Origin of the sequence: Pseudoalteromonas phenolica (assembly GCF_001444405.1) — a bacterium.
Lineage (GTDB): Bacteria > Pseudomonadota > Gammaproteobacteria > Enterobacterales > Alteromonadaceae > Pseudoalteromonas > Pseudoalteromonas phenolica.
This window is the reverse complement of the sequence record NZ_CP013187.1, coordinates 2,176,000-2,194,127: the sequence shown is the minus strand read 5'-3', so window position 1 is coordinate 2,194,127 and position 18,128 is coordinate 2,176,000. Positions and strand designations below refer to the sequence as shown.

Sequence of the window (18,128 nt, the reverse complement as noted above, 5' to 3'; positions counted from 1 at the left end):
AATATTCAACCCTTATTAAGGAAAAGATTATGGCGAATCCTTTCATAGGACAAATTCAAGGCTTTGGGTTTTATTTTGCACCGAGAGAATGGGCGCGTTGTACCGGAGCATTATTACAGATTTACCAATATCAGGCGCTCTATAGTATTCTTTCAAATTATCATGGTGGAGACGGAAGAAATACTTTTGCGGTTCCAAACCTATCAGGCCGAGCACCACTTCATGTAGGGGGAGGTCAAGCGAGTGGCCCAGGGTTAAGTTATCACTACATTGGAGAGAGAGATGGCTCGAGTGAAGTGTCATTAACAGTTGACCAACTACCTAGTCACAGTCATGGTCAAGTATACGTTTCTGCACCTGGTGACTCTGCTGAGGGATCTTCGCAAACGCTTGGCGGCCTTTACAAGAGTGACTCAGATGGTGATGGGACAATAAGTAGGCAAAATACGTTTAGCTCAACCCCTTCGACACCAGCAAATTTTTCAATGAGTGAACATGCTATTTCGAGTACAGGTTCAAGTATGCCTCATAATAATACACAACCATACTTGACACTTAACTTTTGTATTGCGTTGTCTGGTATGTACCCATCTCGAAATTAATTTACAGGCTCCTATGTTTATAGGAGCTTTTTATATTTAATTGATATGAGTCGTTCTAGAACATTATTTTTAATGTAATATTATTTAAGTAAGTTAAATTATTTATAAAGGATTATATTTAGCCAGTTTATGCGTTTATTTATTTGCTGTTTTTTAGTCTTCTTTTTGACAGCATGTCAATTAGTCGAAATTCCAAAGGCTCAAACTATAACCTTTACTAATTCTAATAGTGAAGTCCGACTATATGCAATAAGAAGCCAACCAGGTCTTTATGCAAGTAATATAGGGCTCAACTTCATTTTAACTGGTGACTTGCTTGCTCTTGTTACGCCTTCAGCAAAGGCGCAGCTTACCCAAATTTTTGGTGTTGATTCATTTAATACAATAGCAGCTATGAGTAATAAAGAGGTTGTGTTAATCAAGACATCTTCTGATAATTTACAAGAAATGATTGGTCAATTAGAAGCGGTTGATGGAATTGAGCAAGTCCAACCAGACCATTATATAAAGAAGCAACTCGATCAAGCTACCAAGCCAGTCTCAAACCCACAAAATGATGCTTTACCAATGCTCGAACTGTCAATTCCTAGTCAATGCCCAGAGCCGCTTCGTTCCGTAAGAGTCGCTCTCATTGATAATGGTTTTGACTTTAGACATGAGGCTTTTAGAGATACAAAAGTTTTACTGCATTATGATGCTGATAACTTGATTGAAATTGGTGGTACTCCAAATAAACGTTTAGGGCATGGCACGGCAATGGCGGGGGTGATCCTTGCTAAAAATTTTTCAACTGGCGAAGAAGGTATTGCGCCTGCAAGTGAAATTATCGCTATCGAACAAGCTAGCAGTAAACTTTCTTCTATGCTCTTAGGCTTTTCAGTGGCCAGAATGATGTCTGCAGACATTGTAAATTGTAGCTGGCTAATGGAGTTTAAAAGCGACTTACTCGTGTCTTTTATACAAGATTGGCAAGCTCAAGAAAATCCAGCCTTTATTGTAACAGCGGCAGGTAATGGATCTAAAGATGCGTGTTTGGTAAATAAGCTAAGTCTTATACCTGACGTACTGACAATAGGGTCGATAAACAGTGAAAAGAACTTAAGTGATTTCAGTAACTACGGCCCCTGTGTAGACGCATTTGTACCCTCTAAGCATATGTCTATTCATGAAAGAGGCTATGTTACAGCATCTAGCACTTCAGCCTCAGCTGCATTCTTCACAGGCCTATTAGCAAGAAACCTGCAATGCGGTTTGCAAAAATCTGAATTGCACCAGAAACTTTTTAAAAATCACATAAACTAATTAGAGCGCTCAATATAAGGACTTATTTTTAATGGCAGTAAATGAAAATAAATTACCGAATGAAGAATTTTATCTAGATTACTCTAGTAGAGCATCAGACAATTTCGCGGGCATTTTGTCTGCACTCAATATTTCTCTTTTGGTGAGTAGCTATCAGAGTAACGCAGTTTTTCTTCTTACTGGTAAAGATAGCCAATTGCACTGCGAAGTGAAGCCAGTTAATAAACCTATGGGGCTCTATGCTGACTCTCAAAGGATCACACTTTCTAGTTACAATGGCGTACATGATTTTATTCTTAATGAGCCTGCAAAAAATAGCATTGACAACGGTTATTTGGACTCAACAGAGCGTTTACCTAAAAAATTACAAATAGATGAAGCATTACAGCAAGATGTCATTGATCAAGCGCAGGCGATTAAGCGAAGTGATGCATTGTATTGCGAAAGGTTTAGCCTTTCGACAGGCGTAATAAATATTCATGATATTGCTTGGGGGCAGCAAGGTCTATGGGCTGTTAATTCTTCGTTTTCGTGCCTATCAACCCTTGATGCGACCTTTGGTTTCGTAGCCCGCTGGAAACCTGAATTTATCAGTAAAATAGCCCCAGAAAATCGTTGCCATTTAAATGGCATGGCAATGAAAGATGGTGCCCCTCGTTTTGTCACAACTTTTGGTAAAGGTGATTCGAAAGAGTCGTGGCGAGATGGTGCAACTGGTACTTTAATAGATACTAAGAGTAATGAAATTCTACTCGATAAGCTTACCTTACCCCATTCTCCAAAATATGATGATGGCTATGTGTATTTCTGCGATTCAGGTTACGGCAGTGTTAACCGTTATAATTTGCAAACAAAAAATAATGAAGTGATAGCCACGCTACCTGGTTTTACACGTGCCATCAAAGTGCTAGATGACTTACTCATAGTTGGTACAAGTGCAATTAGAAAATCCGATGTAAAGCGTCAGTTACCAGCAACAGATTATCAGTTGCCCATCGATAAAAGCATTGGAGCTGAAAATTCAATATGTGGGCTTTGGATTTTAAACAAGGCCACCGGTGAACAGATAGCCCACCTACATTTTGATGGTGAAGTGACTCAAATTTATGACATTGCGGTGATCCCATATGGCTCACCTTCTTTAATTGAAAGCGCTCAAGCCATCGCTAGCCATTTATTTTATTTCTCTGAGGAATTAGCTCATGCTCTTTGATATACCCGTTAATAAAACGCTACTCGCAACGGTTATTCCTGCTGTTATTGTAGGCGTACCTACTTATGCAAATGTTGACAATGCGATTCAAAAGAATTTCTCTCAGAGTTCAAAGGCATCTAAAGCTGGAGAAAAAACAAATAATATTGCAGCTTCCTCAGTCACAGTAAAAATACCACTAAAAACTGATCAGAAGTTAGATGTTGACTTTAACCAGCTAGCCAGACAAAACGCAAAGCAAAGCACGTTAAAATTCTTAGAACAGCAGGGGTTACTGACAAATACGTCTGTTAAGAAAACTGAGACGATTCTAACTAAGGGCACCAATAAGCGGTTTGCACAAGGGTCATGTTTTGTTTATGGGAAATGCGAAAATGGTGTTAATCAAAATTCTTGTACCCCAACCACATGGGGAACTGGTAAATATTACACAGCTCCTAACTGCCAAAGCTCAAGTAACCCTGAGATTAATGTCAAGGAAAGTGGAAGTAATGTAAATCATAATGGCAGTATTAACTTTGGGAGTATTGAAGTTGGCTCTTCTTCAACAAAAACTTTTACCATAGAAGAGACGGACGGGGCAGATTTAACGATTAACTCGATTACTGTGTCATCAGGTAATGGGTATACAAAATCGGGTGGCACATGTACCTCAAATCAGTCTTTGAACAACAGCAGTTGCACCTTTGAGGTTCAATTTAGCCCAGCAAGTACAGGTGGTAAATCAGGTACCATCACAATAAGCAATACCGACAGTGATGAGAATCCTTATACAATCTCACTAAATGGCAGCGGAGTTGATACGACAGCACCAACAGTCTCAAGTGTAGGAGTACCAAGTAACGCCACTTATGTAGAAGGGCAAAATTTAGAATTCACCGTTAATACCAGTGAGAATGTGACGGTCGACACCACTAATGGCACTCCAAGCATTGCTATTACCGCAGGCAGTACTACAAAAAATGCGACCTATGTCAGCGGCAGTGGCAGCAGTGCACTGACATTCAGATATACAGTTGAAAGTGGTCTAGTTGATAGTGACGGTATTTCAGTTGGTGCGTTGAGCACAAATAGCGGCACGCTTAAAGATGCAGCAGGTAATGATTTAACACTGACGCTGAATAGCGTAGGTGCCACATCAAGCGTACTGGTAGACAGTGTGGTACCGACCGTTTCAAGCGTGAGTGTGCCTAGTAATGACACGTATATTGCTGGAGAAAACCTAGAGTTCACCGTCAATACCAGTGAGAATGTAACGATCGACACCACTAATGGCACACCAAGCATTGCTATTACTGTGGGCAGTAGTACAAAAAATGCGACCTATGTCAGCGGCAGTGGCAGCAGTGCACTGACATTCAGATATACAGTTGAAAGTGGTCTAGTTGATAGTGACGGTATTTCAGTTGGTGCGCTGAGCACAAATAGCGGCACGCTTAAAGATACAGCAGGTAATGATTTAACACTGACGTTGAATAGCGTAGGCGCAACATCAAGCGTATTGGTAGACAGTGTGGTACCGACCGTTTCAAGCGTGAGTGTGCCTAGTAATGACACGTATATTGCAGGAGAAAACCTAGAGTTCACCGTTAATACCAGTGAGAATGTGACGGTCGACACCACTAATGGCACACCAAGCATTGCCATTACCGTGGGCAGTAGTACAAAAAATGCGACCTATGTCATCGGCAGTGGCAGTAGTGCACTGACATTCAGATACACAGTTGAAAGCGGTCTAGTCGATAGCGATGGTATTTCAGTTGGTGCGCTGAGCACAAATAGCGGCACACTTAAGGATTCTGTAGGAAATGACTTAACATTAACGCTAAATAGTGTTGGCGCAACGAGCAACATTTTGGTTGATAGTGCATTGCCAACGATCAGCAATGTGACCTCAAGCAATGCTGATGGCTCATATAATGCAGGTGACACCATAACATTGTCAGTTGCTTTTTCTGAGTCAGTCAATGTTACTGGCACGCCGTCTTTATCATTAGAAACTGGAGTAACCGATAGAGAAGCAAGTTATGTATCTGGCTCTGGTACTGATACGCTCAGCTTTACTTATACCGTGCAGTCAGGTGATGAAAGTGCTGATTTAGATTATAAATCCTCGACCTCCTTATCTTTAAATAGTGGCACAATCAATGATGCCGCAGGTAATGCCGCAACATTAACTCTAGCAACGCCAGGAGCAACTAACTCATTGGGGGCAAATAAAGCTATCATCATTGATGCTGTAGCACCAACAGTGTCAAGCGTGAGTGTGCCAAGTAACGACACGTATATTGCAGGTGAAAACCTTGAGTTCACGGTCAACACTAGTGAAAATGTGACGGTCAATACCACTGGAGGCACACCAAGCATTGCCATTACCGTAGGCAGTAGTACAAAAAATGCGACCTATGTCAGCGGCAGTGGCAGTAGTGCACTCACGTTCAGATATACAGTTGAAAGTGGTCTAGTTGATAGTGACGGTATTTCAGTTGGTGCGTTGAGCACAAATAGCGGCACGCTTAAAGATGCAGCAGGTAATGATTTAACACTGACGCTGAATAGCGTAGGTGCCACATCAAGCGTACTGGTAGACAGTGTGGTACCGACCGTTTCAAGCGTGAGTGTGCCTAGTAATGACACGTATATTGCTGGAGAAAACCTAGAGTTCACCGTCAATACCAGTGAGAATGTAACGATCGACACCACTAATGGCACACCAAGCATTGCTATTACTGTGGGCAGTAGTACAAAAAATGCGACCTATGTCAGCGGCAGTGGCAGCAGTGCACTGACATTCAGATATACAGTTGAAAGTGGTCTAGTTGATAGTGACGGTATTTCAGTTGGTGCGCTGAGCACAAATAGCGGCACGCTTAAAGATACAGCAGGTAATGATTTAACACTGACGTTGAATAGCGTAGGCGCAACATCAAGCGTATTGGTAGACAGTGTGGTACCGACCGTTTCAAGCGTGAGTGTGCCTAGTAATGACACGTATATTGCAGGAGAAAACCTAGAGTTCACCGTTAATACCAGTGAGAATGTGACGGTCGACACCACTAATGGCACACCAAGCATTGCCATTACCGTGGGCAGTAGTACAAAAAATGCGACCTATGTCATCGGCAGTGGCAGTAGTGCACTGACATTCAGATACACAGTTGAAAGCGGTCTAGTCGATAGCGATGGTATTTCAGTTGGTGCGCTGAGCACAAATAGCGGCACACTTAAGGATTCTGTAGGAAATGACTTAACATTAACGCTAAATAGTGTTGGCGCAACGAGCAACATTTTGGTTGATAGTGCATTGCCAACGATCAGCAATGTGACCTCAAGCAATGCTGATGGCTCATATAATGCAGGTGACACCATAACATTGTCAGTTGCTTTTTCTGAGTCAGTCAATGTTACTGGCACGCCGTCTTTATCATTAGAAACTGGAGTAACCGATAGAGAAGCAAGTTATGTATCTGGCTCTGGTACTGATACGCTCAGCTTTACTTATACCGTGCAGTCAGGTGATGAAAGTGCTGATTTAGATTATAAATCCTCGACCTCCTTATCTTTAAATAGTGGCACAATCAATGATGCCGCAGGTAATGCCGCAACATTAACTCTAGCAACGCCAGGAGCAACTAACTCATTGGGGGCAAATAAAGCTATCATCATTGATGCTGTAGCACCAACAGTGTCAAGCGTGAGTGTGCCAAGTAACGACACGTATATTGCAGGTGAAAGCCTTGAGTTCACGGTCAACACTAGTGAAAATGTGACGGTCAATACCACTGGAGGCACACCAAGCATTGCCATTACCGTAGGCAGTAGTACAAAAAATGCGACCTATGTCAGCGGCAGTGGCAGTAGTGCACTCACGTTCAGATATACAGTTGAAAGTGGTCTAGTTGATAGTGACGGTATTTCAGTTGGTGCGTTGAGCACAAATAGCGGTACGCTTAAAGATGCAGCAGGTAATGATTTAACACTGACGCTGAATAGCGTAGGTGCAACATCAAGCGTACTGGTAGACAGTGTGGTACCGACCGTTTCAAGCGTGAGTGTGCCTAGTAATGACACGTATATTGCAGGAGAAAACCTAGAGTTCACCGTCAATACCAGTGAGAATGTGACGGTCGACACCACTAATGGCACTCCAAGCATTGCTATTACCGTGGGCAGTAGTACAAAAAATGCGACCTATGTCAGCGGTAGTGGCAGTAGTGCACTCACGTTCAGGTATACAATTGAAAGTGGTCTAGTTGATAGTGACGGTATTTCAGTTGGTGCGTTGAGCACAAATAGCGGCACGCTTAAAGATGCAGCAGGTAATGATTTAACGCTGACACTGAATAGCGTAGGTGCAACATCAAGCGTACTGGTAGACAGTGTGGTACCGACCGTTTCAAGCGTGAGTGTGCCTAGTAATGACACGTATATTGCAGGAGAAAGCCTCGAATTCACCGTTAATACCAGTGAGAATGTGACGGTCGATACCACTAATGGCACACCAAGCATTGCCATTACCGTGGGCAGTACTACAAAAAATGCCACCTATGTCAGCGGCAGTGGCAGTAGTGCACTTACGTTCAGATATACAGTTGAAAGTGGTCTAGTTGATAGCGACGGTATTTCAGTTGGTGCGCTAAGCACAAATAGCGGCACGCTTAAAGATACAGCTGGTAATGATTTAACGCTGACGCTGAATAGCGTAGGTGCCACATCAAGCGTACTGGTAGACAGTGTAGTACCGACCGTTTCAAGCGTTGGGGTACCAAGTAACGCCACTTATGTAGAAGGACAAAACCTCGAATTCACCGTTAATACCAGTGAGATTGTGACGGTCGATACCACTAATGGCACACCAAGCATTGCCATTACTGTGGGCAGTAGCACAAAAAATGCGACCTATGTCAGCGGCAGTGGCAGCAGTGCACTGACATTCAGATATACAGTTGAAAGTGGTCTAGTTGATAGTGACGGTATTTCAGTTGGTGCGCTGAGCACAAATAGCGGCACGCTTAAAGATACAGCAGGTAATGATTTAACACTGACGCTGAATAGCGTAGGTGCCACATCAAGCGTACTGGTAGACAGTGTGGTACCGACCGTTTCAAGCGTGAGTGTGCCTAGTAATGACACGTATATTGCTGGAGAAAACCTAGAGTTCACCGTCAATACCAGTGAGAATGTAACGATCGACACCACTAATGGCACACCAAGTATTGCCATTACTGTGGGCAGTAGTACAAAAAATGCGACCTATGTCAGCGGCAGTGGCAGCAGTGCACTCACGTTCAGATATACAGTTGAAAGTGGTCTAGTTGATAGTGACGGTATTTCAGTTGGTGCGTTGAGCACAAATAGCGGCACGCTTAAAGATGCAGCAGGTAATGATTTAACACTGACGCTGAATAGCGTAGGTGCCACATCAAGCGTACTGGTAGACAGTGTGGTACCGACCGTTTCAAGCGTGAGTGTGCCTAATAATGACACGTATATTGCAGGAGAAAACCTCGAATTTACCGTCAATACCAGTGAGAATGTGACGATCGACACGACTAATGGCACACCAAGCATTGCTATTACCGTGGGCAGTAGTACAAAAAATGCGACCTATGTCAGCGGCAGTGGCAGCAGTGCACTCACGTTCAGATATACAGTTGAAAGTGGTCTAGTTGATAGTGACGGTATTTCAGTTGGTGCGCTGAGCACAAATAGCGGCACGCTTAAAGATACAGCAGGTAATGATTTAACGCTGACGCTGAATAGCGTAGGTGCAACATCGAATGTACTTGTCGATAGTATAGTTCCTTCTGTATCTGCATTTAATACATCATCACTGACCTTAAAATCAGGTGAAACTTCTCAAATCACGATTGTTTTGAGTGAGTCTAGCTCTGATTTTACTATTCAAGATATAGCAGCAACAAATGGTAATTTATCTGACTTTTCAGGCAGTGGATCTTCTTACTCGGCAACTTTCACTCCTTCAAGCGATATAGAAGGCTCTGCTTTGCTTAATGTTAATGCTGGAGCATTTACAGACGCAGCAGGAAACTCAAACTCAGCTTCTAATCAGCTTTCAATTACAATTGATACAAAAGCTCCTTCCGGGCAATCTGTCTCAATTGACCAAAGTGTTATTAATAAGAGCAATGAATCTGCTTTGAGTTTTAGCCTAAGCGGCTTAGAAAGTTCAGGTTCATTCACTTACTCAATTACCGATGGTGTAAGCACTGTATCGAGTCAAAGCTCAACAAATATAACAGCTTCAACTGCATCTTTAGACAACTTAGATGTCACTAATTTAAATGAAGGTACACTAACCCTTTCTGTAACTGTTACTGATTCTGCGGGCAATAGTGCGCAAGCAATCACAGATACAGTAACTAAAAAGTATAACGTTGCCCCTGTGTTATCGGGTTCTCCCGCTACATCGGTAAACGAAGATTCTGAATACAATTTTACTCCAACACTCACTGATTCTGATTCTAACGATACTCATACATTTAGTATTACAAACAAACCGAGTTGGGCGTCATTTGATAGCCAAACCGGCAAGCTATCTGGAACCCCCACGGATTCTGATGTTGGTACAACATCTAATATCACTATAAGTGTAAGTGATGGTATAGACTCGGCGAATCTTACGGCATTTAGCATTGAAGTTATTAACACCAATGATGCGCCTACAGGACAAGATACAAGTTTTACTCTTGATGAAGGCGCTACATTAACAAAAGATTTTAATAATGGCTTATTAACTCTTGCTAGCGACGACGATACTGATAGTAGTGATACATTAACAATATCCGCAGTGGAACAACCTCAATATGGGCAGTTGTCATTGAACACAGACGGAAGTTTTAGTTATGTTCATGATGGCAGCGAAAATCATAGTGATAGTTTTACATACCAAGTTGTCGACAGCAGTAATGCAAAATCAGCAACTCATACAGTGACCTTAACTATGACGCCTGTTGCTGATGCACCTACAACGGTCAACGATACGCAAACAACCAATGAAGATGTGGCTATTACTTTTGATGTGCTAAATAACGACAGCGATCCTGAAAATGACATGGTTGCATCTTCTGCGGCAATTGCAACTCAACCTAGTAAAGGCTCGGTTAGCATTGCAAATGGAGTCGTGACTTATACGCCAAATTCAAACGAAAATGGCCAAGATACTTTCACTTATACAGTGAAAGATGCTGCGCTAAATACATCAGCTGAAGCCACCGTAAGTATTACAATCACGGCGGTCAACGACCAACCCACAGTGCAAAACTATTCAGCTTCCATAGATGAAGATAACGCCAGTGACGCAATTGCGGTTCGTGCAGGCTCGAGTGATGTCGAGGACGGCAAGCCTTCGGGCGATATTGCGCTGGCATCTCAACCATCTAAAGGCAGTGTTGCGATTGATCAAGACGCAGGCACATTGGTATACACACCTAATGCGAATGAAACTGGCTCAGATACTTTCACTTATACGATCACAGATAGTGAAGGCAGTACTTCAGAGCCTGCTACTGTCTCGGTAACAATAGGTGCGGTGAATGATAAACCGACAGTTGCCAATGACAGCGTCACTACAGATGAAGATGCTAACGTCAACTTATCCGTTCTTGATAATGATTCTGACGTTGAAGATCAGGGCTTTAATGGTGCAAATATTACATTAGAAGATCAAGGTAATGGTGCAGGAGCTTATACCAAAGCTGACGTAAGCATCTTAACAGATGGTCGTCTGCAGATTTCACCTAAGCAAGATGAAAATGGATCGTTTAGCTTCACTTATACCTTAACTGACAGTGAAGGTTTAACGTCTGATCCTGCAACGGTTACAGTTACTCTGGCACCTGTTAATGATGCGCCAGTTGCAGTCGCTAACACTGCAGAAGTGGCAGAGGAAGGCTCGTTTGAGGTCAACGTATTAGGTAATGATACTGATGTTGATGAAAACGATAGCTTTGATGCTTCAAGTGTAACGGTTGTTCAAGCCCCAAGTAGTGGTCAAACTCAGGTCACTTCTGCAGGTGCGATTGTTTATACACCAAATGACAACTTTGCAGGTGAAGACACATTTACTTATACAGTGTCGGATGCGGCAGGTGCGGTGTCGAATGAAGCCACTGTAACTATGACAGTCACGCCAGTGAATGACACACCAGTTATTTCTGGTTCACCGGCTACGACAGTAGATGAAGATAGCACTTATAGCTTTACGCCAACTTCTAGTGATGTAGATGGTGATTCTCTAACATTTAGTATTCAAAATATGCCTCAATGGGCAAGTTTTGATACCAGTACTGGTACTTTATCAGGCACGCCATCTAATGATGATGTCGGTACTTATCAAGGCGTTGAAATCAGTGTTACTGATGGCACTGAAACTGCCAGCTTGACGTCATTTGCTATCACCGTGGTTAACACCAATGATGCACCAACGATATCGGGCACACCTGCAAGCAGTGTTGATGAAGACACCACGTACAGTTTCACGCCTGTAGCAAACGATGTTGATTCTGAGGATACACTGACATTCAGTATAACGAATCAACCTAGTTGGGCAAACTTCGATTCTCAAACAGGTACGCTTTCTGGTACGCCTGAAAACGATCATGTAGGCACGACTTCAGACATTACTATAAGTGTTAACGATGGCACTGAAACCACAGCGCTTTCGCAATTCTCTATTACTGTCGTTAATACTAACGATGCGCCAGTGATATCAGGCTCACCAATAAGCAGTATTGATCAAGATACACAGTACAGTTTCGTGCCAACTGCATCTGATGAAGATGTGGGGGACACCCTGACTTTCAGTGTGACAAATTTACCTTCATGGGCAAGTTTCTCAACCTCAACGGGAGTTATAAGTGGGACGCCTGGTAATAGTGATGTGGGTGTTTATCAAGGTATTGTTATAAGCGTGAGTGATGGGACCGAAGCAGTTAATCTTGATGCATTTAACGTTACTGTGGTTAATGTCAATGACGCCCCTGTAATTGCTGGGACGCCAAGCACTTCTGTAAATGAAGACAGTGCATACAGCTTCACACCTTCGGCATCAGATATTGATGGCGATAGTCTAACATTCAGCATTTCGAATAAGCCTACTTGGGCAAGTTTTGATACACAAACAGGCACACTGTCAGGAACACCTGTCAACGCAGATGTGGGCAGTAGTAATGATATCGTCATTTCAGTAAGCGATGGTGCAATTTCGGTTTCGTTAGATGCTTTCTCTTTAAGCGTGATAAACACCAATGACGCGCCTGTTATAAGCGGAACACCTGCAACAAGTGTGAATGAGGATTCGCTTTACAGCTTTACGCCTTCGGCATCAGACGTAGATGTGGGTGATGTGCTAACTTTCTCTATCAACAATAAACCGAGTTGGGCTAACTTTGATACTACAACGGGCGTTTTATCTGGTACTCCTACAGATGCCAATGTGGGGTCGCAAGCGCAGATAGTCATCACCGTAAGTGATGGCATGGTTTCTCAATCATTGAATACTTTTAACCTTGAGGTGATAAATACCAATGATGCGCCAACGGTTCAAGATTACACGTTTAATCTTGATGAAGGTCAATTGTTAACGGTTACTGAAATTTTAGGCTTATTAAGCACCGCAAATGATGATGACTTGGACAGTAATGATAGTCTTTCAGTCACTGCGATTACTCAACCACAGTATGGCGAATTAACACTGAATACTGACGGAAGCTTCAGCTATCAACATGATGGCGGTGAAAGCACCAGTGATAGCTTTACCTTTGAAGTGACTGATTTGCAAAATGCGAGCTCTGGTATTCACACTGTTTCGTTAACTATCAACCCTGTTGCGGACGCGCCAATTACTCAGGATGACACTACAACAACTAATGAAGACACCGCTGTTCAGATAGATTTATTGAAAAATGATACCGACGCCGAAGGTGATATTAACGCGGCATCGGCGGTCGTTGTCAATGAACCAACTAAAGGTACAGTGAGTATTGTTAATGGTATTGCGACTTACACACCTTCTAGCAATGTAAATGGCCAAGATAGTTTCACATATACTGTGGCTGACACAGGGTTAAATGTATCCGAGCAAGCGACAGTCGTTGTGACGATTACACCTGTAAATGATGCACCAGAGGCAGCAAATCTGACCATAAGCACTGATGAAGATACAACTTCTACAGCACTTAATATTCGAGCAGCAGCAACCGATGTTGAAGAGGGCGTGCCAACAGGAAGCATAACGTTAGTGACGGCTCCAAATGTCGGTTCAGTTGTGTTTGACCAAGATGCTGGTACTGCGGTTTATACTCCAAACTCTAATGAGATCGGTGAAGATAGCTTTACTTATACGATTGCTGATAATGAAGGGTTAGTTTCTTCTCCTGCAACCGTGAGCGTGAACATTGGCGCAATCAATGACCGTCCTGTGGTAGGCGATGATTCAGTCACAACTGATGAAGATGTGACAGTGACGTTAGATATTCTTTCTAACGACTCTGACGTGGAAGATCAGGGCTTCAATGGTGCCAATATTACCTTGGAAGATCAGGGTAATGGCGCAGGTATCTATGATAAAGCCAGTGTTACTGCTTTGGCTGATGGCACATTAGAAGTAGTACCAAACCAAGATCAAACGGGCATCTTTAGTTTCACTTACACACTGACAGATAGCGAGGGTCTAACTTCGCTGCCTGCAACAGTCACTGTAACACTAACTCCTGTCAATGATGCACCAGTTGCCGTGGATAACAGCGTTGAATTACAAGAAGAAGGTGCTTTCGAAATCAATGTTCTGGGTAATGACACGGATGTGGATGAAGGAGACAGTTTTGATGTAAGTAGCGTGACAGTTGTCAGTGCTCCCCAAAACGGTCAGGCAGAAGTCACAACTGAAGGCACAATTATTTATACTGCGAATACTAATTACTTCGGTGATGATAGTTTTACTTATACGGTAAAAGACCAAGCCGGAGCGGTATCCAATGAAGCGACTGTTTTATTAAGCGTGACACCTATCAATGATGCCCCAGAAGTCGAAGCACAAACATTAGCACTGAATGAAGATGAGACTCTGTTAGTTACACTCAGCGGAACAGACATTGATGCTGATGTACTTACTTACAGTATTGTATCGGGTGTGGCTTCTGGGACGTTAGAGCAGCAAACAGACACCACTTGGTTGTATACACCAAATGCAAACTTCAATGGTTCTGATAGTTTCAGCTTTATGGCAACTGATGGAACTTTAGACTCAAATATTGCAACGGTAACGCTCACAATCAATGCTATAAATGATGTACCAGTTATTTCTGGCTCACCTGATACGACGGTTGTACACAATAATTCATACACCTTTACGCCACAAGCAACTGATGTTGATAATGACACACTTACATTTTTAATCAGCAACCAACCCGCTTGGGCTGAGTTTGATAGTGCAACAGGCACGCTCTCTGGTACACCAAGCAGAGAAGATGAAGGGCTTTACAGCAATATTGTAATAAGTGTCAGTGATGGTGACGCTCAAGCAGCCTTAGACGCTTTCGATATAGAAGTTCAGTTTGTTAATAACCAGCCAGTGGCCAATGATATGACGGTATTGGTTAATGAAGATGGTACAACCAGCTTTACGGCCGATACATCAGATGAAGATGGCGATTCGGTGACTATATCAATATCGCGTCAGCCAGTAAGTGGTTCACTTGTTCTTCAAGGTAATACATTCACGTATACACCATTGAGTAATTTCAACGGCTTAGATAGCTTTAGCTATATCGCGAATGACGGCAGTCTAGACTCTTCTGCAGGTGAAGTGAATATCACGGTTAATGCGGTGAATGATTTGCCGCTTGCAGTAAACGATAGTTTTACTTTTGAGGCGCAGACTAATAATACTTACATTCTTGATGTATTGGCTAATGACACGGATGCTGATGAAGGCGACCTACTAACAATCGTTGGTGCCAAAGCATCAGTGGGAGCGGTTTCCATAGTTGATAACGAGCTTTCATATCAAGCTGAGGCAGATACACAAGGCTTAATTGTTATTGATTATCTAATTGAAGACAGCCAAAAAGCACGTAGTAAAGCTACGGCTCAGTTACAAATAAATTCTGCGCCGGCCAATACATTACCTGTAATTATAGCGCCTAATGATGTAACAACTAACTCGACTGGATTGTTCACAAAAGTCGCTCTGGGTAATGCTACAGCGACTGATAGCAGCGGTAATAGTATTGCTGTGTCTTTGGTTGATGGCACAACACTATTTGCCCCTGGTGCTCATTTTGTTTATTGGCAGGCTACTGACAGTCAAGGGTTGCAATCAATCGCGACTCAAAATGTGTTCGTGAATCCGCTTATTTCACTCGAAAAGAACAGTGATGTTGCAGAAGATCAAAATCATACTGTGAATGTGTTCCTCAATGGACCTTCGCCAAGTTACCCAGTAACAGTACCATATACTGTCTCTGGCACTGCGGATGCTGCAGACCATGACTTGGTTGATGGTCAAATACTGATTGAGTCAGGAACTTCTGCGCAAATTAGTTTCAACGTATTTGCAGATAGTGAAGTTGAAGGCAATGAAAATATTATTATTACGCTTGGCGACGCGTTAAATAAAGGTGCTAAATCATCTACAACAGTGACCATAGTAGAGGAGAACGTTGCACCGACTGTCACAACCCAAGTTGTGCAAGGTGGAGAAGTACGTTCATTGTTAACGATTAATGATGATGTAGTGACGGTGACAGCGACAGCTAAAGACGCTAACCCGCAAGATAATGTCTCCCTTTCTTGGAATGCAGAAGACAGTGGGCTTATCAATCAAAGTGCAGAGCAAAATACCTTTGTCTTCAGTACCGCTGAATTAGCCGAAGGTATTTATCAATTAACAGTGACGGCAACAGACGATGCAGAACCGAGCCTTTCTTCTGTGAGTGAGATTTATTTGGAAGTTGTAGCTGAACTTCAAACATTGACTCAGGAAGATACTGACGGAGACCTTATACCAGATGATCAGGAGGGTTATGTTGACTCGGATGGCGATGGAATTCCTGATTTCCAAGATGCCATTACTGACTGTAACGTAATGCAAGAGCAGGCGACAGAGTCAAACCAATTCTTAGTCGAGGGTGAACCGGGTGTTTGTTTACGTAAAGGTGCAACCGTTGCTCAAAACAGTACAGGCGGTGTGCAACTGCTAGTGAATGAACTGCCAAGTGATGAAAATGCACTTAATATAGGTGGCTTATTTGACTTTATTGCGACTGGTTTACCGCAAGCAGGTGATACGTACAGCATTGTAATTCCGCAAAGAAGACCTATACCACTCAATGCTGTTTACCGTAAATTAAGGGCAGGTGAGTGGGTTGATTTTTCAACGGGCAATGGAAACCTTATTTTATCGGCTACAGGTGAGCCTGGCTATTGTCCACCTCCGGGAAGTAACGAGTGGACAGAAGGGTTATCTGAAGGCGACTGGTGTGTCCAACTGCAAATAGTAGATGGTGGACCAAATGATGATGATGGTATCGCTAACAGAGCCGTGGTTGATCCTGGTGGCATAGCCGTACCTATGAGTAGTAATAATTTACCTGTAGCTCAGACTGATGAAATAACTATCCGGTCAGGAGAGTCAATTACTATAGATGTGCTAAACAATGATAGTGATGCAGACAACGATACACTCACAATCACAGGGGCGAGCGTAGATTTTGGCTCAGTTATTATTGATGATAATAAGCTCGTTTATACCCCACCAATAGATTTAATCGGTCTTGCGACTATTCAATATAGTATTTCAGATGGAAAAGGCGGTACGTCAAACAGTACTGCAACGGTAAATCTGATTGTGAACAATGCACCAACAGCAGCTGTTGATTTTGCGAGCACTGATGATAAAGCGAGTATTACTATAGATGTATTAGCAAATGATATTGATAAGGATGGAGACGAACTGACATTGGTAAGTGCAATCGCTCAGTATGGTGAAGCACAAGTTAATCTCAATGGAACACTGACATATGTGCCAAAAGTTGGTTTTAATGGCATTGATGTTATCAAGTACACCTTAAAAGACAGTAAAGGCGCTCTTTCTCAAGGTGAGGCGCGTGTGACTGTCACTGCGCATCAAAGTGTCGCTATAGAAAACAAGTCATCAGGTAGCCTAGGAGGCTTAGTTGTTATTATGATTTCAGTTTTATTAATGAGGAGAAGAAAGGCTTTACTTCCAAGTTTTGCATTGATTACATCCAGCTGCTTAGTTAGTTCAGGAGCGATGGCGTCTGATTGGGGAATAGAAATTGGTGTAGGGCAAGCGAAAGCTGATTATTCTATGACGAACATTGATGGTGTCACAGAAGTCATGGTTGATGACAGTAGTGATAGCTGGTCAGCAGGAGTCTATTATCAACTAAATACTGATTGGACGACGACTTTGCGTTTTATCGACTTAGGACAAGGCAGAGTAACTTTTAAAGGTGAGTCAGTAACACCTAAAACAGTTCATAAAATGGTTGCTGAGCAATCCCCAAATTTTGCAGAAGGGTTTGCGCTTCAAACAAAATATAATTTCTTAACGTTTGATAAAGCCCGAGTAAGCGCATTTTTAGGCGCTTATAAATGGGACTATAAAGTTGAGAGTGTTATGAACAACCAACTGATCAAAAGTGAGAAGGATGGTACAGATTTATACTATGGTATCGGAGTGAGCTACGCATTGACTGACTCTCTCAGCATTCAACTTGAGTATAGTCATTTCAATCTTGAGCCTGAATCTATCTCAGACCTTCAGCTTGGACTATCGTATCGCTTTTAACCAAAGTTAAACCCCCCAAGAAAAGGCCTTGCATATAGTAAGGCCTTTTCTCTATTTTTCTACAGCCACTTTACAAAGCTTTTAGTTCATATAATTAGAATATTAACTTGAATTTAAGTTAATTGTTCTTCAAGTAAGGTTTCCCTGACTTATATTAATAGCAGTTATTGTGAAT

General features: G+C 42.5%; 4 protein-coding genes. All 4 read left to right on the top strand.

Translation table 11 applies throughout. The features are described from left to right. Positions 1–29 precede the first annotated feature (29 nt). The 4 genes from PP2015_RS09555 to PP2015_RS09540 all read left to right on the top strand — a co-directional run bounded on the left by PP2015_RS09555 (position 30) and on the right by PP2015_RS09540 (position 17,953). Positions 30–602 carry a phage tail protein gene (locus PP2015_RS09555; RefSeq protein WP_058030056.1) on the top strand — a complete coding sequence of 191 codons (573 nt, stop codon included), beginning with the start codon at positions 30–32 and terminating at the stop codon, positions 600–602. A 165-nt stretch (positions 603–767) separates the two neighbouring features. After that, positions 768–1,904 (top strand): S8 family peptidase, encoded by a 1,137-nt coding sequence (locus PP2015_RS09550; RefSeq protein ID WP_161568512.1) that lies wholly within the window; start codon positions 768–770, stop codon positions 1,902–1,904. 31 nt (positions 1,905–1,935) lie between these two features. After that, the gene (locus tag PP2015_RS09545; protein ID WP_058030054.1) at positions 1,936–3,117 is read left to right on the top strand and encodes a TIGR03032 family protein; all 1,182 of its coding nucleotides are present in this window, start codon (positions 1,936–1,938) and stop codon (positions 3,115–3,117) included. Beyond that, positions 3,107–17,953 (top strand): tandem-95 repeat protein, encoded by a 14,847-nt coding sequence (locus PP2015_RS09540; protein ID WP_058030053.1) that lies wholly within the window; start codon positions 3,107–3,109, stop codon positions 17,951–17,953. The genes PP2015_RS09545 and PP2015_RS09540 overlap by 11 nt, the downstream gene beginning before the upstream one ends. Positions 17,954–18,128: the final 175 nt, after the last annotated feature.

Bases quoted from the DNA above. Each gene is read 5' to 3' on its own strand.
- PP2015_RS09545 (WP_058030054.1), top strand. From the start codon at position 1,936: ATGGCAGTAAATGAAAATAAATTACCGAATGAAGAATTTTATCTAGAT.
- PP2015_RS09540 (WP_058030053.1), top strand. From the start codon at position 3,107: ATGCTCTTTGATATACCCGTTAATAAAACGCTACTCGCAACGGTTATT.
- PP2015_RS09555 (WP_058030056.1), top strand. From the start codon at position 30: ATGGCGAATCCTTTCATAGGACAAATTCAAGGCTTTGGGTTTTATTTT.